The organism is Streptosporangium sp. NPDC004631 (genome assembly GCF_053601935.1).
The window spans coordinates 44,017-63,828 of sequence record NZ_JBSGCR010000037.1; the positions used below are offsets into that span (position 1 = coordinate 44,017).

The window sequence follows — 19,812 nt, forward strand, 5'->3', positions numbered from 1 at the left end:
CCGCCGAGCGGTTCAGCGTGAACGACCAGGTGACCCACGATCGGTACGGCCTTGGTGTCGTCATCGGCGTAGAAGACGAGGTCGCCGTGGTCATCGATTTCGGATCACGGCAGGAACGCATCACGACACCATTCAACAAGCTGTACAAGCTCTGAGACCACTGCCCCGCAGGGAGGCACACAGCGCGGATTCGCCCCCGTCACCCGTTCCACTCCCCCACCCGCCCGACCGGGTGATCCCTTGCCCCATCCACGGCATGGGTGCACCCGGCGGCAAGCCGCCGACCGGTCATGCGCCGTGGTGCCCCGGATCCTCCGGACAGCGACCCCACAACAAGTCCACGACGAGTACCTGAACCAGCGATTCACAGCGTGAGTCGACCGTAAAGCAGCTGTCCGGAAAACGTGGGGCACATCATCGCCGAGCCCCGCGTCGGTCTCCGCCTGCGTAGCGGCCAGCGAGTTCGGTGCCGATCCGCGCCAGCTCGGCCTGGACGGATTCCGGTTCGACCACCTCTACCGTCGTGCCCCAGCCGGCGAGGTTGCGGGCGATGTCCAACGGGGTCGGTGCGGCGAGGCGGACCCGGACTCGCCCGTCGTCGAGCTCGCCGCCGGTGTGACAGTGCCGGCCGAACTGGTCGCGCAGTATCGGCACGTACCGGGCCTCGATGAGCACGGTCGCCCAGGTGCGTGAACGCCGCCGCTCCACCTCGCCGGCGACCTGTTCCCACGCGGTGGTGAGTGTGAAGTCGTCCGGGCGCTCGGCGGGCCGGTCGGTCGGCTCGGCCTCGATGATCCGGTCGACCCGGAAGGTTCGCCGCCCTCGTTCGGTCCCGGCGAGCAGATACCAGATGTCGTCCTTGTCGACCAGGCCCCATGGGTCGACCAGCCGGTCGGTCCGCTCTCGGGCGGCGTTGGTGTAGGTCAGGCGGACTTTCCTTCGGCGGATCACGGCGGTCTGCAGCAGGTCGACCATCTCGGGCCGGCGGCGGTCACGCTCGCCCCACCGGGTGGAGTCGATCATGGTGGCTCTGGCGGCGGCCTCGGCATCGGCCCGGAAGGTCTGCGGCAGCGCCCGCACGAGTTTGCGCAGCGCCGCTCTGACCTCGCCCGAGACGGCCGCGGCCGGGCCGGCGAGCAGGAACAGCGCCTGCGCCTCGGTTGCCGACAGGCCGCTGAGGTCGGTACGCGCGCCGCCGACGAGCGACCAACCGCCGCCCCGTCCGGGCTGCGGATACACCGGGATACCCGCGGCGGACAGCGCCTCCAGGTCGCGGCGGGCGGTGGCGACGGACACCTCAAGCTCGTCGGCCAGCTCGGCGGCGGTCACCCGGCCACGGGCCTGCATGAGCAGGAGGACGGCGACGAGTCGGTCAGCGCGCATGTCCCCAGCTTCTCCAACAAAGTGCTCAATTGGTGAGCACTTTAAGGCGGAGGATGGTCATTGTCACCGACCGCGGGAAAGGAACACCAATGTTGCGAGGGCTCACCACGATCACCTTCTTCGCCGACGACATCACGGCCGCCCAGCAGTGGTACACCGAGCTACTCGGCATCGAGCCGTACTTCGTGCGCCCGATCGAGGGAGCGCCCGCGTATGTCGAGTTCCGCATCGGCGACTACCAGCACGAGCTCGGCATCGTCGACAGCCGATTCGCCGCGCACAGCCGGCCGGACCAGGCCGGAGGCCCGGTGACCTACTGGCACGTGGACGATGTCCAGGCCTGCTTCGAGCGGCTGCTGTCCATGGGCGCCACGGAGCACGACGGGCTGGTCGAGCGCGGCCCCGGATTCGTCACCGCGTCCGTGGTCGATCCGTTCGGGAACATCCTCGGCGTGATGTACAACCGGCACTACCTGGAGATCCTGGGCCGATGACGCGCTTTGAGGACGCCGCCCAGTGGGAGTCGTGGCCGGCCGGGCGCCACGAGGCCGAGGGCGGCACCTGGCTGAAGACAGCCGGGAAACCGCCGCCCGGCGCCCTTTCTACGGTTCTGATTTTTGGGACCGGTGTTCCTCAGGGCTTCCCGCGGGGGGAGAGAGCCGGACGGGAAGCTCGCTCCAGCCGTGGAGGATGAGAGAGGGAGACCGCCGCAGCCGGGTGGTGTCGGCGGCGAGGTGGAGATCGGGGAAGCGCTCGAACAGCGAGGGCAGGGCGGTGAGCGCCTCCTGGCGGCCCAGGGGGGCGCCGATGCAGCGGTGTACCCCGATGCCGAAGGCCAGGTGCTCAGCCGGGGCTCTGTCGGTGTCGAACCGGTCGGCGTGCGGGCCGTGCTGGTGAGGGTCGTGGCCCGCGGCGAGGTAGGTGGCGAGGATGGCGTCACCCGCCGGGATGCGCACGCCGTCGACGTCGAGGGGTTCGACGGCGTATCGCAGCGGAAAGTTGGCGACCGGAGGGGTCCAGCGCAGAGTCTCCTCGATCACCGCCTCCCAGGTGACGTGCCCGGCGCGGACCCGGTGCAGCTGGTCGGGGTGGGTGAGCAGGGCGTGGACCGCGCCGCAGATCAGGTCGACGGTCGTCCCGTGCCCGGCGCCGATGACCGTCAGGAGGGTGTCGCGCAGTTCGTCGTCGTTCAGCCGGTCGCCCTGGTCACGAGCGTTGATCAGCTCTGTGGTCAGGTCGTCCCCCGGATGCTCGCGCTTGTAGTCGATCAAGGCGGGAAACACCCTGTTGATCCTGGCGAAGGTGTCCGCCGCCTGCTCGGCGGTGGCGGTGGTGTCGACGAAGGCGTTCCCGACCCGGGTGACCTCGGGGCGTAACGTGTCGGGGACGCCGAACAGCTCGCAGATCACCCCCAGGGGCAGCGGGTAGGCATAGGCGGCGCGCAGGTCGACGACCTGGCCCGCGGGCACGGTGGCGAGGCGGTCGAGCAGTTCGGCGGTGATCCGCTGGATGATCGGCTGCATGGCCTGGGTCCGGCGGCCGGTGAAACTGGGGGCGATGAGGTTGCGCAGACGCCGGTGGTCCGCGCCATAGGCGTTGACCATGTTCCGCATGCCGATCCACAGGTGCAGCCAGCCCCATTCCGGCCGGGTGGCGACCTGCGGCCACAGACTCCAGTGCCGGCGCGGGTCCTTGCTGACCTTGGGGTCGAGGATGACCTGCTTGAGCAGATCGTGCCGGGTGATGGCCCAGGCGGGCACACCACCGGGGAGTTCTACCTTGACCACGGTGCCGAGGGCACGCAGCCGGGAGACTTCGCCGGGGATGTCGGTCCCGCGGGGGTCCAGGACGATGGGCCGAGAGGTGGTGGTCATGCGAATGCTCCTGCCTGGTGAGGCGTGCCGGCGAGGCCGGGCTCCGTCCTGCCCTGGTGAAACGGCGCCGTTTTGATCTGGAGGCCGGGTCTGGGGGTGCGGTCACAGGCGTCGAACAGGCGGAGCGTCGCCAGGGGGCGATCAGAGTGGTTCGCCGAGGTGGGGAGGAAAGGTGATGGCGAGGTGAGCCGTCACGTTCCAGGGATCGGGTTCTGAGCTCCGGCCTGGACCGGCGACGGCGCGGCCGTGTGGTCGCCCGGGCCACCGGTGGTCAGGGCCTGGGCGGAGTCCCGCACGGCTTCACCCTGCGCAGTGAATTGGTTACATGGATTTATTTGGATGATAAAAGCGGAGATATCGTGAGTCAACGGCATTTCAGATAGGTTATATATCTTGTTAAGGAAACTTCGGTGACTTCCACGACAAAACCAGGCGTTGACCAGTGCCGTCCCCGTCCGGGTCAGGCCAGGCCGCTCACGGCGCGGCCGTACCGGCGAGTCGCGTCATCACCGATACGTCGACTCGCCGGCGAGCACGCACCCGGCACGGTCCGGCTCTTCTTCTCGGCAGGGGTCGGTGAGCGCCCGACGTTGGCGACGCGCCGGCGGCACACCACCCCGCTCTACCCGTCGAAGAGGTGCCCGAGCAGCCTCGGAGGCGGTGGGACCGGGCTGAGCCGGTACGTGGAGGGCGGCTCCCGGCGTAGCAGGTGGCGGACCAGGTAGTCCCATCGCTTGCGCAGGACGTAGTGCTGGTATCCGTGGAACGAGTGCTCGGCGCGCGGTACGACGAGCACGTCGAAGTCCTGATCCGCGGTGATGAGCCGGTCGACGAGGCGCAGGGTGTGGTCGGGCATGACGTTGTCGTCCATACCCCCGTGAATGAGGAGCAGCCGAGCGTGAAGCTCCATCACCTCGTCGATGTTGGACGTGGCGGAGTACCGTTCCGGGTCGACCGGGCCGTCGAACGCCTCGGCCCACGAGGCGTTGTAGATGCGGTTGTCGTGGTTCCCCGCCTCGGCCACGGCCACGGAGAACGTCTCGGGGTGGCGCAGGACCGCCTTGGTGGCGGCGAAGCCACCGGCCGAGTGACCGACGATGCCCACGCGGGTGACGTCCATCCACGGACGCGTCGCGCTCAGCTGCCTGATGGCGGCGACGTGGTCGTGCAGGCCGCCCGCCGACGCGAGGTTGCTGTACGAGTGGTCGTGGAAACCCTTGTCACGGCCGGGCGTTCCCCGGCCGTCGATGGTGACGACGACGAACCCCAGGGCGGCCATCGCGGCGGTCTCACCGTCCCCGTAGCCGCCGTAGAACGACGGCTCGGCCCGGTTGACCTGCGGCCCGGGGTAGATGTGGTCGATGACGGGGTAGGTCAGGGCGGGGTCGAAGTCCTTCGGCCGGTGCAGCACCCCGTAGACGGGGGTGATGCCGTCGGCGGCCAGGACACGCACCCGCTCGGGAGCGGACCAGCCGTGTTCGACCAGCCGGCCCGTGTCGGCTCTTCCCAGCTCGAAGACGGCGTGGCCGTCGGCGTCACGGAGCAGCCAGGTGGGAGGTGTGGCCGGCGTCGACCGGCAGTCGACGAACCATCTGCCGTCGGGCGAGCTGGACAGCTGGTGGTCCTGCTCGTCGTCCACCAGGACGCTCAGGGCACGGGTGCCGAGGTCGATCCTGGCCAGGGTCCTGGCGTACGGGTCGGCCTCCGAGGCTCCGGAGACGACGAGGTGAACGGCGTCGTCGCCGACATGGAGGATCTGCCGTACCTGCACGTCGTCGTCGGTGACCGTCCCCCGGCACTCTCCCGTACGGAGGTCGTAGAGATAGAGCCGGCTCTTGCCGTCACGCTGTGAGAACCACAGCACCTCGCCGCGCTCTCTCAGGACGGCGACGACGGGCGGGTCGTAGAAGTACTGGTTCAGGTCGACCCGTGTGGGCCCACACTCCCTGACGACGGTCCGTGTGCGCCCGGTCCGCGGGTCGATCTCGATGAGCTCGACGGAGAGCCGGTCTCGCGCGTGACGCACCCAGTAGACGGCCTCACCCGAGGGGTCCCACCAGATCTCACCCCAGGTGACCGGTGACAGGTACGCGACGTCGAACGTGGGACCCTCCACGTCGACGACCTGGCCGGTGACGTCGACGACGACCCATCGGCCCTGGGGCAGCGGCTCGCCGGGCAGGGAGTACCTGTAGGAGCGCACCCGGGAGCGCCCCCCGCCGTCCGGCGCCCAGTCGAGGAGGTGGCTGGTGCCGACGCCCGACTGGTCGATCCGGTGTGTGAGGATCCGTCGCGAGTCCGGCGACCACAATGCGCGAGGCGGCCGTGGGCCGAGGCGCAGCAGGTCCAGGAGGTGTCGCTCACCGGCGGCGTCGGGCTCCTCCGCGAAGGGCATGACGTCGCTGCCGCCCCGGGTCAGCGGCCGGCGTCGCCGACCGGCGGCGTCATGGGCCCAGAGGTCGTGCTCGTGCGTGAACGCGCGCCACTGGCCGTCCGGCGAGGTGCGGACGGAGCGCCGGTGCGGCACGTCGTCGAGGATCTCCCGCAGCTCGGCGGTTTCGAGATCGAATCTCCACGTGCGCTCGAACGCGTCGAACGTGAGGGCGGACGGCGAGAGCGACACCTCGCCGATCGGAAGCCGGTCGGCGTCGACCGGCCTCCCGGCGGCTCCCGCCAGCCTCGTCGCCAGGTCGGTGTGGTCGAAGGCGTCGCCTCGCGTCCGCCGCTCGGCGTCGACGACGGTGTACCGTGAGACGCCGTCGGCGTCGAATCGGTACCAGCACCGGGTGGCGTCGATCCAGGTGACGACGAGGCGCTCCCCGGGCACCAGGTCGGCACGGTTGTGGTCCAGCATCTGCTCGGCGAACGCGTACGTCGCCCGTGGCAGCGTGTCACTCATGCGGTCCTCCCGATTCCGTGGCCGCGTAGTGGCAGGCGCTGAGGTGGTCGCCGCCCGGCCGTTCGACGAGTGCGGGCACCTCGACCTCGCATCGGGCGTCGGCCTTCCAGCAGCGCGGGTGGAAGGGACAGCCCGAGGGCGGGTTGGCGGGGCTCGGTACGTCGCCGGTGAGCAGCAGGGCCGGTCGGCGTCGCGACGGCACCTGCATCGTGGGAACGCTGGCGAGGAGTCCTTGCGTGTACGGGTGGGTCGGCCGTTCGTAGACGTCCGCGACGTCACCCGTCTCCACGATCTTGCCGAGGTACATGACGGCGATCCGCGAGGAGATGTGCCGCACGACGGACAGGTCATGTGCCACGAAGACCACCGAGAGCCCGAGCTCACCCTGGAGCCTGGTGATGAGGTTGAGAACCTGCGCCTGAACCGAGACGTCGAGCGCGGACACGGGCTCGTCACAGATGAGGATGTCCGGTTGGAGGGCCAGGGCGCGGGCGATGCCGACGCGCTGCCGCTGGCCCCCCGAGAACTCGTGGGGGTATCGGCCGCAGTGGTCGGCGTTGAGGCCGACCATGGCCATCAGCTCACGCACGCGTTCGTCACGGCGCCGCCGGGGCACGAGGTCACGGTGGATGTCGAGCGGTTCACGGATGATCTGCCGCACGCTCATCCTGGGGTCCAGCGCCGTGTACGGGTCCTGCAACACGATCTGCACACGCCGGCGAATCCGCCGTAGCTCCCCGCGTGACAGGGACTGCATGTCGACGCCGTGAACGAGGACCCGCCCGGACGTCGGCCGGTCGAGCGCCGTGAACATCCGCACCAACGTGGACTTGCCGCAGCCGGACTCCCCGACGAGGCCCAGCGTCTCGCCGCGGCGCAGGCTCACGTCGACGCCGTCGACGGCCTTGATCGTTCCGCTCCGCCCCCCGAGAAACCCTCCACCCGTGGGGTAGTGACGCACGAGGGCCTCGGCGCGGAGCACCACGTCATCCGGTGGCGGTACGAGCTCATCGAGCATTGACGATCTCCTGAGACAGGTGGCAGGCCACCGCGTGTCCTTCGCTCACGTTCTCCAGCGTCGGCAACTGGGCCCGGCACCGGTCGACGGCCAAGGGGCATCGAGGGTGGAACGGGCAGCCCGGGGGGATCGCGACGAGGCTGGGGGGCGAGCCGGGAATGGGCCGCAGGTCCGTGCCGCCGCCGTTCATCTGAGGCACCGAACCGAACAGTCCCGTCGTGTACGGGTGGACCGGCCGGTTGAACAACTCGTCGGCGTCGGTGATCTCGACGATCCGTCCGGCGTACATCACGGCGACGCGGTCGGCGATCGTCGCGGCCACTCCGAGGTCGTGAGTGATCAGAACCAGGCCCATCCGGCTCTCCTCCTGCAACTCGGCCAGGAGGGAGAGGATCTGCGCCTGCACACTGACGTCCAGCGCGGTCGTCGGCTCGTCCGCGATGAGCAGCCTGGGCCGGAGCGCCAGCGCGATCGCGATGACGATGCGCTGCCGCATGCCGCCGGAGAACTGGTGGGGGAAGTCGTGATACCGCTGCTCGGCCGCGGGGATTCGCACCCGCGCCATGAGCTCGATCGTCCGCTCCCGCGCCTGCGCGCGCGACACGCCGTCCCGCTGCCTGACCGCCTCGGCGATCTGGTCACCCACGCGCATCACCGGGTTGAGGGCGGAGATCGAGTCCTGGAAGACCATCGCCATGGTGCTGCCGATGTGGCGCCGCCGGGCCGCGGGCGTCAGGGACCGCAGGCTGCCGGACGCGATCTCGACCTGCCCTCCGGTGATCTCGACCCCGGTCGGCAGAAGGTCCATGAGCGCCAGGGCGGTCACGCTCTTTCCGGAGCCGGACTCGCCGAGCAGCACCAGAGTCTGCCCCTCCCGGAGCTGGAACGACACGCCGCGCACGACCGGGAGCGGCCGTTGCCGCCGGCGGACCGCGACCGACAGGTCCGAGACCGTGAGCAGGGGCGGGCCGGACGCCGAGTCACCGGCCTCGGCGGACCCCCCGTCCACGGGGGCATCTCGGTCGACGTCTCGTGAATGCATCGCTGTCCTCCTCACCGTGACCGCGGGTCCAGTGCCTCGCGCAGGGAATCTCCGAGCAAGATGAAGCTGAGCACCGTGACGCTCAGGAAGAGCGACGGGTACACCAGCAGGTGGGGGTGGGTTTGGAAGTCGTTCTGCGCCATGGACAGCTGCAGCCCCCATGAGATGGCGGGCGAGTGCAGGCCGACACCGAGATAGGTGAGCGCCGACTCGGCGACGATCACTGTGCCCACCGTCAACGCGGCCAGCACGATGAGGGGGCTCACGGCGTTGGGGATGACGTGGCGCACCATGAGCCGCAGGTCCGTGGCCCCCAGCGCCCGACCGGCCGTGACGTAGTCGAGCTCCCGGACGGACAGGACGGTCGACCGCATCAGCCGGGTGAGCGTGGGCCAGCCGAACAGCGTGAGCGTCAGCGAGACGGACCAGATCGACCCCGAGGGGAACGCGATGAGCACCACGAGCGCGCCGAGCATGAAGGGAAAGCCCATGAAGACGTCGATGAGGCGTGACAGGATCCCGTCCAGCCAACGGCCGTAGAAGCCGGCCAGCGTCCCGAGGACGATGGCGACGGCCGAGGACGCGACCGTGACGAGGACGCCCACGCTGATCGAGGCGCGGGCGCCGTGGATCACGTTCGCGTACAGGTCGCACCCCTGCATGTCGAACCCGAACGGATGGCCCGGAGCCGCGCCCATGCCGCTCAAGGCCAGATCACACCGTCGGGGATCGCCGTTGCCGAACAGGCCGGCGAACAGGTCCGGCAGGAGCGCCACGGCCATCATGACCGTCACGAGCGACGCGGCCAGGAGGAAGGTCGGCGAGCGGCGCAGCCGCCCCCAGCCGCCGGCGTCCGGCGACGTCTCCATCTCGCCGTCGGCGGGGTCGGACGACGGGGTCAGCGCCTCACCTGCGGACATGGGAGATCCTCGGGTCCAGCACGCCGTAGAGCAGGTCGACGACGAGGTTCGCGACAAGGAAGGTGAGCACCAGCAGCGTCGCGACGCCGACGACGACGGGACCCTGCTGCTGCTGGATGCTGGCGAAGAGCAACTGTCCTATCCCCGGTAGGTTGAAGACCCCCTCCACGATCAGCGTGCCTCCCAGGAGGAAGCCGAGATCCGCGCCCAGGTATGTGACCGCGGGAATCAGCGAGTTCCGGAGCGCGTGGCGCATCACGATCCTCCGAGTCGGAAGGCCCTTGCCGCGGGCGGTACGGATGTAGTCGGCGTCGAGGCTCTCGATCAGGCTGGTGCGTACGAGGCGGGATACGGAGGCGATCCCGAACGTGGCCAGCACCACCGCCGGCAGCAGGTAGCTGCGAGGCCATCCCTCCGCGATACCCGAGATGGGCAGCCACCGCATGTGGACGCCGAAGAGCAGCTGAGCCGTGTAGGCGACGACGAAGATCGGCACTGAGATCGCCACGATCGTCAGGATCATGACGATCCTGTCGAGGGTCCGGTTCTTGCGCAGTGCCGACAGGACGCCGAGCGCGAGGCCGGCGAGGAGCTCCAGAACCCAGGCGGTGAGCGCCAGGGTCAGGGTGACCGGCCAGCGGTCGGCCATGAGCTCCGCCACGGGACGTCCGTTGAAGTCGGTGCCGAGATCGCCTTGAAGGACGCCCTGTACGTAGTACCAGTACTGCACCGGAAAAGGTTCGTCCAGGTGGTAACGGCGGCGCAGCTCGGCGATCACGTTCTCGGGCAGGGGGCGGTCACCGGCCATGGCCCGGATGGGGTCACCGGGCAGGGCGTACACCAGGATGTAGATGAGGAGAGTGACCCCGAGGAATGTCAGGATGAGGGCGATCAGCCTCATCGCGATGTACCGACGCATGGAGTCCCTTGCTGTGCGCGCTCGGAGCGGAGCCTGATGGGCCCCGCCCCGAGCATCTTCGATCGTCTGCCTGCCGAGCAGGCCCTACTGCTTCACCGTGACCTTGGTGATGTTGATCGGCGTCAGGTCGATCTCAACGTCCGACACCTTCTCGCTCCAGGCGTACACGTAGCTGTCGTAGAACAGCGGCACGACCGGTGCGTCGGCCAGCGCGAGCTTCTCGGCCTCCACGTACTTCGCCGTCTGCTCGGCGTCGCCGCCGGCGGCGTTGCCCTGCTCGATCAGCTCCGCCATCTGCTTGTTGACGTAACCCGTCGAGAACTGGCCTCCACCGTCGGCCGTGAACAAGGCTGTCAGCAGCTCGGCCATGCTGGGGTAGAACGAACCCCACATGCCTCGGTACGGCCCGTCGACACCCTTCTTTCCGAGAGCCTCGAAGAAGGCCGTGAAACCGGGCAGCGTCTTGATCTGGACGTCCTGGATTCCAAGGTTCTGCCGGATCTGATTGGCGATGGCCGTGAACAGCGGCTCGTAGCCAAGACCTCCCGGCAGCCAGATCTGCATCGCGCCGCCACTCCAGCCGCCGGCCTCCGCGAGAAGCTGCTTGGCCCGTGCGGGGTCGAAGGCGCAGTAGTCGCAGAGGTTCGCCGGCGACCCCTTGTGCGTCGGGGACGTGATCGACTTGGCCGGGTCGTTCAGGCCGCCGAAGATGGACTTGTTGATGGCCTCCCGGTCGATGGCCAGTGAGATGGCCTTCCGAACACGGGGGTCGCTGAACCGCTTGTCCGTCAGCGGGATGCCGAGGAACTGCAGAGCCGGAGCCTTGAACGCGCTGAACCGGTCGCCGAAGTCCTTCTTGACGTGTGGCCACTTGTCCACCGGCACCCGGAAGATGTCCACACCGTTCCCCTGCGCGTCCGTGTACGCGGTGTGCAGGTCGCTGTAGAACTTGAAGACGACGCCGTCGGATCCCGGCTTGGGCCCCTTGTAGCCGTCGTACCGGTTGACCTCCATCGAGACGGTGAGGTTCGGCTTGCCGGTGAGCTTGAAGGGACCGTCGCCGATCGGCGCCTTGTCGAAGGCGTCAAAGTCGTCGAAGGCGACCTTGGGCAGCGGCATGAAGGCCGGCCCGGTGGCGACGGCAAGCGGGAACTGGCTGTCGGGGCTGGTCAGGTCCACCTCGATGGTGTGCTCGTCCACGACCTTGAGCCCCGACATCGTCTTGGTCTTGGGCTCACCCTTCGACGGGTTGAGGTCCGCGTATCCCCGGACGTTGGCGAAGGAGCCGCTGTTGGCCCACGCGTTGGGCCCGTACGCCGTCGCGTTCCACGCGTCGACGTAGTTCTGGGCGGTGACCGGCTCCCCGTTGTGGAATGTCCAGCCGTCCTTGATCTTGATAACCCAGCGGCGGTTGTCGCTAGAATCCATCGACTCCGCCTGCACCATGGTCAATGTGCCGTCGGCGCCCAGTCGCATGAGAGGGGCGAACAGGGCATTGTACTGGTTGTACGAGTACCCGCGACCAGGGGTTAGGTGGTCCGGGATGGAGTCGGCGATGGAGAACACGGCCGGCTTTGCCGCGGCCGGCTTCGTCTCGTCCGACTTCGCGGTACCACTGGAGCAGGCCGTGACCACGGCCAGTCCAAGGCTTGCCGCAATCGCGACAACCGCTCGACGCTGGAACCTCATCTCCATAGCCTTTCTGCCTATGCGCACCTCGGCGCTCCGCCCGAACCCAGCGGCGCCCGTGGCGGCCGACATGCCCGGGGTCACCCGACCCGACGAGTCAGAGGTTGCCAGGCTTTGAAAGTTCAGTCAATACTAAGAATTCAGATTTCTCGAAGGGGTGGGCATGGACGACAGTGGTCGGGGACGAAGCGCGCTCGAATTCTCCGAGCAGCTCGGGTACATCGTCGACAACACCGGATGGATGCCACGGCTGAACGGCCGGGTCCTCGGACTCATCCTGGTCTCGGACGAGCCGCTGTCACAGGCAGACCTGGCCGAGCGTCTCCAGACAAGCAGCGGGGCCATCTCCACCGCGATACGCATACTCCTGGAGAAGGGCCTCCTCGAACACGTCAGCGGCCCCCTGTCCCGCCGCAAGTACTTCCGCGTCCCCAGCTCGGCCTGGTTCGCCATCCACGAGGACAGTCTGCGGACCGTGCACCGGTACCAGGAGATCGCCGAGCGGGCCCTTGAGTCACTTGAGGCCGGCGGCACGGTCGAGGGCAACCTCAACCGCATGCGGGACTACTTCGCCCGTGTGGAGCAGTGCTACCGCGAGGCGTACCCGACCAGAGCGGCGTCAGGCAACGTCTACCCCGTCGACGGCGGCGCGTAGGCGCCGGTCGCCGGCCTGACGGTCGCGCCGGACGATGTACGGCGGATCACGCCCCGCCCCTCGGGCCGGCGTGACCCGTGCCGTCGAGGGTGAAGTGGCGCAGGGCGGTGAACCGGGCCTCGACGCGGTTGAGCCACGAGCCGCCGGCCGGGGTGCGGGCGGTCCCCACGGTTGCCGTCCGCGGCCCGGTCACCGGCCCGGAGGTCCTTCTCCATGCTCAGACGCGGGGAGAGGTCGTCTCCCCGATGGCGATGCGCACCTCCGGCGGATACGTGCCGCGCGGGCACCGGCAGAGCTCCAGACTCCGCGCCCGAGCGGAGAAGGCCATGGCCATCGTGCCCCGCGCATACCGTTTCCGCCCGATCTCTAACCGAAGGGCCAGCCTGCTTGAGGCAGTGGATCATGGATGATCATGCATGGACGGACTCCGTCCACCCAGTCACCGGGCAGACGCACGCCGGTCGCGAGGTCCATGACCGCCATCATCTCCTCCAGGGTGAAACCTCGATTCTCCTTCCGGAGGATAGGGTTGATCAAATCGATCTGTTCTTCGACGGCGTGAATCGCTCGCGGGCGCGGAAATTCGGAAGACTGAAAGTTCAACCACTTCAGGTTGATCTCACCTGCCTCCGCACAGGCCAGGCGACTGTGATATCCCGCACTCCATGATATATTCCACAATCGGCCGTTCACACTGAGGTTCTCCAGGACGACGTTCTCGCTGATGTAACTCTCCTCCGGCTGGAACAAGAAGTAGCCGTCGGTGAACATTTCAAAGAACACGACAGATTCGGGGACCGATAGAGGCTCTTCGGCGACGGCCATCTCCTGGATGTCGACATCACCTGACACGGACAGCGCGTCAGCGATTTCACCGACCCCCGGAACCGCTCCATCAGTTTTGTAGACGGTCCAGCCAAAACCCCCCGCCTCCAGCCACTGATATGTGTCCAGGAACTGCCTATAGTGGGCCACTGTCTCGACAGGCACGTATCTCGCCCTTCCTCCGAACGGCGGCATGGGAGTCGGTCCCCGCCGACCCCATGCCATATCTCAACCTCATCGACCTACTGCGGGTTCGTCGGAATCCCGCATAGCCCCTCACGGGAGATAGGATCGTTTTGCATCGTGTCGAATCTATTCGTGAACTGATCCCCGATCAGGACTCTGTCAGCATTGTAGAACCGCGCCAGATAGAGACCGGCGTCCCCATTGTGCTGAGCGATGATCGGACAGAGAGAGAGATCTCTGTGGAGCGGCGCTATGCTGCGCTCCATCGTTGACGCGAAGGGAAATTCATCGCACTGCTTCCAGTTTGCTGGATTCGGGTCATTGGAGTTCGCATATCCAGGCCACATGCGATTGCATCTGGCATTCGTATCGCCCTGATTAACGTCTCTCTGCGCTTTGCTCTCTCGATGCAGAAAAACGGGATTACCGTTCACGTCACACCCAAAGATGTTTTTGCCTGGCTTGTCTGGATATGTTTGGGTATCTGGATGCGTACAAGCGTTCCAGTAATGCTGGAAGGCTTGCTTGAACTGCCAAACTCGATTACCATTCTTCGATATGGCAGTATAAGTCCACTTGACGGCCGGCTTTGTCTTGTAAAAGATGCAGCCGCCTGCGGAGAATGCTATGTATGATGCGGAATCACATCGGATCACATTGCCGACAACGTTCTTCTCCAGAGAGGTGAGGAACCTCCATCGAGTATTTGGCCAGTCGGGGAAGTTGACAGAGGCGCGAATAGTCGTGATGCTTACGCGTTCGTCGTTGCGAACTGTCGTTCGGGTTACCCATTCATTTACCCGGTAGACCGGAGCCTTTCTCGGGTCGCACCTGAAGCGGAATGTCGCGTGGCCGTCAAGAATCCAGTTGCTGATGAGATCGGTCCGGTAGTTGGATATCGCCTGACCTCCACGGGAGGCAACCACATCACAGCGGTTCTTGTTCCCGATATCGACGGTCAGCGTCATCTTCTTTCCCGGCGGCATCGTGCCGCTAGTTCTGTTGTTGTATAAATATGCCTCCACGACAGTGTCGCGGGCAGTGTCTCCCTTAGACCTGTCGAGTCCGGCCAGCCCGTTAAAAGTATATCCGATGAGCATGACATCAGCTATGAAGTACTGCGCCGGCTCCGGTATGCATGGCGTCCCCCCCATACACCTTCCGGATTGCCAATAGGCTTCCACCCTGCCCATCTGACACCAACTGAAGTGATTCATCACCCACCCCTGAGGGCGACCGGCCAGACTCTCGCGTTCGGCGCACTTCCCAGGCGTCATCCGATCAAATATGTTCGCTGCATTCGGCGGAACGTTCACTGGGGCGGGCAAGCCTGGGGCTGCGACCGGGACTCTACTCGCGAGTGGCCGTGTGGTAACTGGAGTAGCCATGTCGGTTTGGATTTGTGCGGTGGTTTGAGCCCGGTCGTAGATACGTACCTCATCGATGAGGCCGCTGAAGTATTCGCCCCACTTGGTGTCTCCGCCAAGATGGAGTGCGCCGCCGTCGTCTATCAGGTTGCCGGTCGCGGCGACTTGACCGGCCTCATTCCCGTTCACGTACAGGCGGATGACGGTACCGTCGTAGGTGACGGCTACGTGACTCCAGGTGTTCAGAGGAAGAGTTGAGACACCGTTGACTATGTTGTGACCGATGGCATCCGGTTTGAGCGCCCATCCTGAAGGAGCGGTGCCATTGGAGGCATAGAGGCCGTAGGCAGAGCCGTTGGCATGATCTTTCATCAGCACAGTGCGATAGCCGTCGGCAGCAGAGGGGTTCACCCAAGCTGACAGTGTCATTCCGGTGCTCAGCCGCAGTGAGGTGCTGTGCGGCACAGTCACCCAACTCCCGCCGGCACCGCCGAAAGACAGCGCGTTGCCGTACTTACCGCTGACCCAGGTGACAGCACCGGCCGTGCCGGTGTTGTTGTTACCTGAAGTGTCAGCAACTGTGAACCCCACCCCCTCCTCCATCCCATACGCCGCCACCAGGCCATCGCTCGGCGCATTGCCAATCGTAAAAGACCATGTATAAGCCGATGCCATGGAGTTTCCGGCTCTGTCCCTGGCACCACTAACCTCCGCTGTATACATGCCGGACACCAAAGGCTGCTGCGATCTGAAAGACCAGCCGGTTTGGGTTGGACCAGCGGAAACCGATCCAGGAATCGAACTCCCTAGAGAGTTCTTTAATGCTACCTGAACCCCTGTAACCTCTTCATCGAACAGAACGTATACTTCGGAAACAGCAACGCTGGTGGCGCTGTTCACCGGGTCGGTTTCCAACACTATCGGCGATGTCGTATCCGGAGCGGGGTTATCGACCTCTGGGTTTTCGTCAATGAGATCTCCTGGCGAGACCTCAAACTGCTCAGTGGAGTTGTCCTTCTCATTGACGGCCTGTGTGTCGGTTACATCGCTGGCAACAGGCAGGGTATCGCCTGCCCTACCAAGGGCAGGGTTGGCATCGATCGCTTTCGCGACGTTTACATCTGTTATCCCCGGCTCACTGGGAAGAAACCAGCCAGCCGCGCCGATCGGCTGCTCTGGCGCTTCATATTCGACGAACATTACGGGCCCTCGGCCACCAACGCCCGCCCATTCGGAGGATAAGTATTCACGGTAGTTGGAGCCGCCGACGGAGTCACCATTAGCAGCAATCTGCAGGCCGTAGTTGGGGGCACCGTTGGCCCAGTCCCGTACGATTCCTTCGATGGAGTAATACAATTCCTGGGAGGGTGCGCCGCAGTTGATGTAGGAGCCGTCGCGCTTCATGATGCGCCCCACGCCGCCCCCCTTGATCGCCTCTCCCCAGGTGGTGACCGAGGGCTGCTGATTCCAGCGTAGATCCACCGCACTGGAGGCATTGAGTGCCCAGTCACTGGTGACGCGCCGTACCACCATCTTCGGAGTGTCGACGTCGCCACCGCAGTGGGTGGTGATGTAGTTCCACGGCCGGATGTCCGCATTCAGAATCGGCAGGCCGTACCAGGGCGCGTTGCTAAGGTCGTACTTCAGGTAGGAGCGGTAGATATAGTGCGTCGAGGTGGAACCATCGAAGTTGTTCCTCCCTGCGAGGATGGCGTCCATGTACTGCTGCGCGCTACCCACCGAAAAACGCGTGTCTGTGCTGACGAAGGTGTCGGTGGGGAATCCGGCTCCGTACCAGGGGGTGGGGTTGCCGACCAGTGTGACCGGATAGCTGGTCGCCGGGTCGGCCAGAAATGCGACGTCGGGAGTGTAGAGAAGGTCGGCGCCGTCAAGTTTGGTATCAACGCTCCTGATCCGGCCAGCGGTAACCGATTGCGCAGCTTTCGCGTCCAACATCAGGGCCGGCGTGACGTCGGCGACCTTCTTGCCGTCATCCAGTACCTCCGCATGGCCGGACCGCGCGCGGTATTGCAGCCCGTCCCCAGCGTCGATTGGGACGCGAAAGGCAAGCGGTTTGGCTGGTCTCTGTGTAATGACGATCTTGTGCTGAATACCGGTCGGTGTGACCTGGACCACCATGTCAATGCCGTCGCCGTAGGCATTGGTATAGGTCGCTGTGTTGTCGGCAAGAGTGGGTTGCGGCAGTTTGACCGGAGCGGCGAGACGGGCCCGCCCCTGGGGGGTCTTGACGGTCAGCAGTTCGGTGTCACCACCGGCAGACAACCTCACCTCGCCCTTGACAGCCTTTGGCGTGATAACGGCACCATCTTGGACCAAGGCGGTGTCGATCGCGTGCCAGGCCCCGCTCTTGTTCTTAAAGCGGATAGGCGTGCTGTAAACATAGGTGCCGAGGGACTTTCCGCCCGGGCGAGCCACCGTTGTCATGTTCTCGGTGTTCAGGCTGGAGATCTCCACCTCCTTGCCCAGACGTTTGGCTTCGGCCTTGGCGATGTCGGTTGGACTAGTGGCTTGAGTAGGTCTTGATTGTTTGGGGGTAGGCGATGGTTCGGCAACCGCGGGAAGAGTGGCCACAAGAGAAGTGGCCAATCCGAAAGCAGCAATGAATGCGCGGCCGCTGGAAGGCTTCCTCGACTTTCGCATAGATGTGATCATTTACACCCTTCGAGACTCTATGGACAAAACATATTGATCGTCGCATAATTTACAGATGCAAGTAAAGAGCTTTTTCTGCAACCGGAAGGGTCTCGTCCGTAGTCAAGGGCGTAGCCGATAGCAGCTGACCATGTACTGCTTCAAACCACATCACAGGTTTTGATTTATAGGTCTTCCGAATCAGCTATAGAGGATGTCTGAAAAGCGTCAGGTTGACGCCCGATTGAACCGACGAAGCAGAGTGATGGCTATAGCCAGGTAGATGGTGTTCTCCAAGGCAACGGGCGGGTATTCGCAGTCCTTACTGACGAAGAAATCTAGGCGTCGGGGGTTGCCCGGGGTGCTTACCGGTGCTGTCTGCCCAGGTGACAGCCTGGGAGTATGAGGTATTCGGACAGAAGCGGGGAACTGTCCGGCGCGGAGCGACAGCGGCGTGAGGCGCTCCGGCTTCGGGCAACGGACATGTTCTGCGGAGGAATCACTGCGCCGCGGGTGGCCCAACTACTGGGCGTGACGCGCAAACCCGCCTTTGAGTGGCATCGGACCTGGCTGAAGGGCGGTAAGGACGCACTGGTGCTGCGTTCCTCAGCGGGTATTGAGATTGTCATCGCTCACTGATCTTTAATTCGTGATGTTCGGTGATCATGTGAATGTGTTGGGTTGCTGCGGTATGTCCAGGTCATGCGGTATGCGCAAGGCGGTGGGCTGACCGCCACCCAACGAGCCAAGCGTGAACAGGTACGACTGCGCGCGGCCGAACTGTTCGCCCGCGGCTACACCGACACCGAAGTCGTCAAAGAACTACGGGTCACGCGGATATCGGCCAACCGGTGGCGCCGGGCCTGGACTCAGGGTGGCGGCGCGGCCCTGGTCTCCAAGGGCCTGGCGTCGCTGCCGCGGCTGGGTGATGCGCAGTTCGCCCGGCTGGAGGTCGCGCTGATGCAGGGGCCAGCCACGCACGGCTGGGATCACCGGTGCTGGACGCTGTCGCGTATCCGGCGGGTGATCGGCCGGATGTTCCACCTGACCTGTTCCCTGCCGGGGGTGTGGAAGCTGCTCAAGCGGCACGGCTGGTCGTGTCAGGTGCCGGCGCGCCGGGCGAGCGAGCGGGACGAGGAGGCGATCGCGGTGTGGAAGACGGAGGTGTGGCCGCTCGTGGAACCATCGCGGCGGACCTGGGCGCGTGGGTCTGCTTCGAAGACGAGTACGGCCTGTCGATGGGCTCTGGCAAGATTTTCGTGACGAGGTAACAGTGAGCCTTTTTCATCTTGCTTCACGGAGTTGAAGCGTGAGGATCGCTTTGACGAGTTGACCTGCGCGAAGGGGGCAGCAGCGTAGCCTGCGCAGGATGCGCCAGGCCTTCAACTGCGCATTCGCTCGCTCACCGGGGCCGCGAAGCCTGGCGTGGGCGGAGTTGGCGCCCTTCTGCGAGGCGGGCTTGTTCCTGCCCTTGTACGGCACGCGGACGTGCTCACCGGCGCTGATGTAGCCCTTGTCAGCGAGTGTGATCAGGCCGGCGGTCTTCAAGCGACGCGGGATGCCCCGGATCCGGGCGGCCGTCAGGTCGTGCGCCGACCCTGGCAGCGAGCCCGACGTCCGCAACAGAGCGCCGTCCGGTGCGGCCAGTACCTGGATGTTCATCCCGTGCTGCCGGTGTTTGCCGGAGTAGCAAGGCCGGTCGGCGGCCACTCGATCGATCGGGACGAGGGTGCCGTCCAAGACGACGAAGGCGTGTCCGGCGCGCTTGGCGGCCCGCAGGGCCTGCTCCAGGGGCGGCGATCGACAGGCGAGCAGTGTGATCGCCTCGCGGATGTAGCGCCAGGCGGTGGCCACACCAACCCCGAAACCGGCCGCGACCTCGGCGAGTGTGTCTCTCCTTTGCGCAGGTGAACGAGAACGAGCGGGGCTTGGCGGCCGGGGTTGAGACGGCGCCAGGGCGAACCGATCGCCTGGCGGCGGATGAGGCCGGACAGGTAGGACAGCGTCTGATGTGACAACGACAGCGCGGCACGGTAGAACAGCGACTCGAAGCCTCTGGTGCATAGGTTGATCTTGGTCGACAACCCTTCTACCAGGGGCTTCCTTCTTTGTCGATCAGATGTCGCACGCCGCACCGCGTCCATGACCTGCGGCTTCAGATTGAAAAAGGCTCAGTGCGTGTTTCCGTTCATGTGAGCAGGACGCGTTTTCGGAGCAGGGCGAAGCCGGCACGGCGATACATTTGCCGCTTGAGCGTCTTGATCCGGTTGATCTGGCCTTCGGTGGGGCCGGAGCTCCATACCTGGGTCAGGCCTGCGGTGATGGCGGCGCGGTCGTTGTGCAGGTTGCCGGCGAAGGAGCGCAACGCGGGAAGGTCGTCGGC

Annotated in this window: 17 protein-coding genes and 2 pseudogenes; 6 read left to right on the forward strand and 13 right to left on the reverse strand. The window is 65.6% G+C overall.

Annotation, left to right across the window (positions count from 1 at the left end; genetic code table 11):
* Nucleotides 1-17 precede the first annotated feature (17 nt).
* Nucleotides 18-155: a hypothetical protein gene (locus ACWEF2_RS27885; protein WP_355594769.1), complete on the forward strand. Its 138-nt coding sequence runs from the start codon at nucleotides 18-20 to the stop codon at nucleotides 153-155.
* Between the two features lie 259 nt (nucleotides 156-414).
* Here ACWEF2_RS27885 and ACWEF2_RS27890 read toward each other — a convergent pair whose 3' ends face one another.
* A complete protein-coding gene (locus tag ACWEF2_RS27890; RefSeq protein WP_453819303.1) occupies nucleotides 415-1,383 on the reverse strand; it encodes a helix-turn-helix transcriptional regulator in 969 nt (322 codons plus the stop codon).
* Between the two features lie 89 nt (nucleotides 1,384-1,472).
* On the opposite strand from ACWEF2_RS27890, the gene ACWEF2_RS27895 reads away from it, so the two are divergent.
* On the forward strand, nucleotides 1,473-1,877 hold the full coding sequence (locus ACWEF2_RS27895) for a VOC family protein (RefSeq protein WP_453819304.1): 405 nt from the start codon (nucleotides 1,473-1,475) through the stop codon (nucleotides 1,875-1,877).
* A gap of 108 nt (nucleotides 1,878-1,985) precedes the next feature.
* Here ACWEF2_RS27895 and ACWEF2_RS27900 read toward each other — a convergent pair whose 3' ends face one another.
* The 7 genes from ACWEF2_RS27900 to ACWEF2_RS27930 all read right to left on the reverse strand — a co-directional run bounded on the left by ACWEF2_RS27900 (nucleotide 1,986) and on the right by ACWEF2_RS27930 (nucleotide 11,483).
* Nucleotides 1,986-3,257: a cytochrome P450 family protein gene (locus tag ACWEF2_RS27900; protein ID WP_453819305.1), complete on the reverse strand. Its 1,272-nt coding sequence runs from the start codon at nucleotides 3,255-3,257 to the stop codon at nucleotides 1,986-1,988.
* Nucleotides 3,258-3,879: 622 nt separating this feature from the next.
* Complete coding sequence (locus ACWEF2_RS27905) at nucleotides 3,880-6,156, reverse strand: prolyl oligopeptidase family serine peptidase (RefSeq protein WP_453819306.1); 2,277 nt, start codon at nucleotides 6,154-6,156, stop codon at nucleotides 3,880-3,882.
* Nucleotides 6,149-7,174, reverse strand: coding sequence for an ABC transporter ATP-binding protein (locus tag ACWEF2_RS27910; protein WP_355594765.1), 1,026 nt, complete (start codon nucleotides 7,172-7,174; stop codon nucleotides 6,149-6,151). The genes ACWEF2_RS27905 and ACWEF2_RS27910 overlap by 8 nt, the downstream gene beginning before the upstream one ends.
* On the reverse strand, nucleotides 7,164-8,216 hold the full coding sequence (locus ACWEF2_RS27915; protein WP_453819307.1) for an ABC transporter ATP-binding protein: 1,053 nt from the start codon (nucleotides 8,214-8,216) through the stop codon (nucleotides 7,164-7,166). Before ACWEF2_RS27915 ends, ACWEF2_RS27910 begins: the two co-directional genes overlap by 11 nt.
* 11 nt (nucleotides 8,217-8,227) lie before the next feature.
* A complete protein-coding gene (locus tag ACWEF2_RS27920; RefSeq protein WP_453819308.1) occupies nucleotides 8,228-9,136 on the reverse strand; it encodes an ABC transporter permease in 909 nt (302 codons plus the stop codon).
* The gene (locus ACWEF2_RS27925; protein WP_453819309.1) at nucleotides 9,123-10,055 is read right to left on the reverse strand and encodes an ABC transporter permease; all 933 of its coding nucleotides are present in this window, start codon (nucleotides 10,053-10,055) and stop codon (nucleotides 9,123-9,125) included. Before ACWEF2_RS27925 ends, ACWEF2_RS27920 begins: the two co-directional genes overlap by 14 nt.
* An 84-nt stretch (nucleotides 10,056-10,139) precedes the next feature.
* Complete coding sequence (locus ACWEF2_RS27930) at nucleotides 10,140-11,483, reverse strand: peptide ABC transporter substrate-binding protein (protein WP_453819310.1); 1,344 nt, start codon at nucleotides 11,481-11,483, stop codon at nucleotides 10,140-10,142.
* A 115-nt stretch (nucleotides 11,484-11,598) separates the two neighbouring features.
* Between ACWEF2_RS27930 and ACWEF2_RS27935 the strand changes: the two genes are divergently transcribed.
* Entirely contained in the window at nucleotides 11,599-11,862 is a 264-nt protein-coding gene (locus ACWEF2_RS27935) for a hypothetical protein (RefSeq protein ID WP_453819311.1), read from the forward strand.
* Between the two features lie 45 nt (nucleotides 11,863-11,907).
* Nucleotides 11,908-12,399, forward strand: a complete 492-nt coding sequence (locus ACWEF2_RS27940; RefSeq protein WP_453819312.1) for a GbsR/MarR family transcriptional regulator — start codon at nucleotides 11,908-11,910, stop codon at nucleotides 12,397-12,399.
* 46 nt (nucleotides 12,400-12,445) lie between these two features.
* Here the strand turns inward: ACWEF2_RS27940 and ACWEF2_RS27945 are convergent, their stop codons facing one another.
* From ACWEF2_RS27945 to ACWEF2_RS27955, 3 genes are all read right to left on the reverse strand, one after another.
* Nucleotides 12,446-12,592: a hypothetical protein gene (locus ACWEF2_RS27945; RefSeq protein ID WP_453819313.1), complete on the reverse strand. Its 147-nt coding sequence runs from the start codon at nucleotides 12,590-12,592 to the stop codon at nucleotides 12,446-12,448.
* 173 nt (nucleotides 12,593-12,765) lie between these two features.
* Entirely contained in the window at nucleotides 12,766-13,389 is a 624-nt protein-coding gene (locus ACWEF2_RS27950; protein ID WP_355594750.1) for a hypothetical protein, read from the reverse strand.
* 77 nt (nucleotides 13,390-13,466) lie between these two features.
* On the reverse strand, nucleotides 13,467-17,438 hold the full coding sequence (locus ACWEF2_RS27955) for a LamG-like jellyroll fold domain-containing protein (RefSeq protein WP_453819314.1): 3,972 nt from the start codon (nucleotides 17,436-17,438) through the stop codon (nucleotides 13,467-13,469).
* Nucleotides 17,439-17,831: 393 nt separating this feature from the next.
* On the opposite strand from ACWEF2_RS27955, the gene ACWEF2_RS27960 reads away from it, so the two are divergent.
* On the forward strand, nucleotides 17,832-18,068 hold the full coding sequence (locus ACWEF2_RS27960) for a helix-turn-helix domain-containing protein (RefSeq protein WP_453819315.1): 237 nt from the start codon (nucleotides 17,832-17,834) through the stop codon (nucleotides 18,066-18,068).
* A gap of 63 nt (nucleotides 18,069-18,131) precedes the next feature.
* Nucleotides 18,132-18,670, forward strand: a pseudogene (locus ACWEF2_RS27965) (helix-turn-helix domain-containing protein); the annotation flags it as partial.
* Nucleotides 18,671-18,713: 43 nt separating this feature from the next.
* Here the strand turns inward: ACWEF2_RS27965 and ACWEF2_RS27970 are convergent.
* Both ACWEF2_RS27970 and ACWEF2_RS27975 read right to left on the reverse strand, forming a co-directional pair.
* Nucleotides 18,714-19,471 (reverse strand): annotated as a pseudogene (locus tag ACWEF2_RS27970) (transposase family protein).
* A 146-nt stretch (nucleotides 19,472-19,617) separates the two neighbouring features.
* The coding region (locus ACWEF2_RS27975) for a transposase (protein WP_453819316.1) at nucleotides 19,618-19,812 on the reverse strand (195 nt) is incomplete at its 5' end.

Coding starts and splice junctions, on each gene's coding strand:
- ACWEF2_RS27890 (WP_453819303.1), bottom strand. CDS start 1,383: ATGCGCGCTGACCGACTCGTCGCCGTCCTCCTGCTCATGCAGGCCCGT.
- ACWEF2_RS27895 (WP_453819304.1), top strand. CDS start 1,473: ATGTTGCGAGGGCTCACCACGATCACCTTCTTCGCCGACGACATCACG.
- ACWEF2_RS27900 (WP_453819305.1), bottom strand. CDS start 3,257: ATGACCACCACCTCTCGGCCCATCGTCCTGGACCCCCGCGGGACCGAC.
- ACWEF2_RS27905 (WP_453819306.1), bottom strand. CDS start 6,156: ATGAGTGACACGCTGCCACGGGCGACGTACGCGTTCGCCGAGCAGATG.
- ACWEF2_RS27910 (WP_355594765.1), bottom strand. CDS start 7,174: ATGCTCGATGAGCTCGTACCGCCACCGGATGACGTGGTGCTCCGCGCC.
- ACWEF2_RS27915 (WP_453819307.1), bottom strand. CDS start 8,216: ATGCATTCACGAGACGTCGACCGAGATGCCCCCGTGGACGGGGGGTCC.
- ACWEF2_RS27920 (WP_453819308.1), bottom strand. CDS start 9,136: ATGTCCGCAGGTGAGGCGCTGACCCCGTCGTCCGACCCCGCCGACGGC.
- ACWEF2_RS27925 (WP_453819309.1), bottom strand. CDS start 10,055: ATGCGTCGGTACATCGCGATGAGGCTGATCGCCCTCATCCTGACATTC.
- ACWEF2_RS27930 (WP_453819310.1), bottom strand. CDS start 11,483: ATGGATTCTAGCGACAACCGCCGCTGGGTTATCAAGATCAAGGACGGC.
- ACWEF2_RS27935 (WP_453819311.1), top strand. CDS start 11,599: ATGGAGTCGGCGATGGAGAACACGGCCGGCTTTGCCGCGGCCGGCTTC.
- ACWEF2_RS27940 (WP_453819312.1), top strand. CDS start 11,908: ATGGACGACAGTGGTCGGGGACGAAGCGCGCTCGAATTCTCCGAGCAG.
- ACWEF2_RS27955 (WP_453819314.1), bottom strand. CDS start 17,438: ATGCGAAAGTCGAGGAAGCCTTCCAGCGGCCGCGCATTCATTGCTGCT.
- ACWEF2_RS27960 (WP_453819315.1), top strand. CDS start 17,832: ATGAGGTATTCGGACAGAAGCGGGGAACTGTCCGGCGCGGAGCGACAG.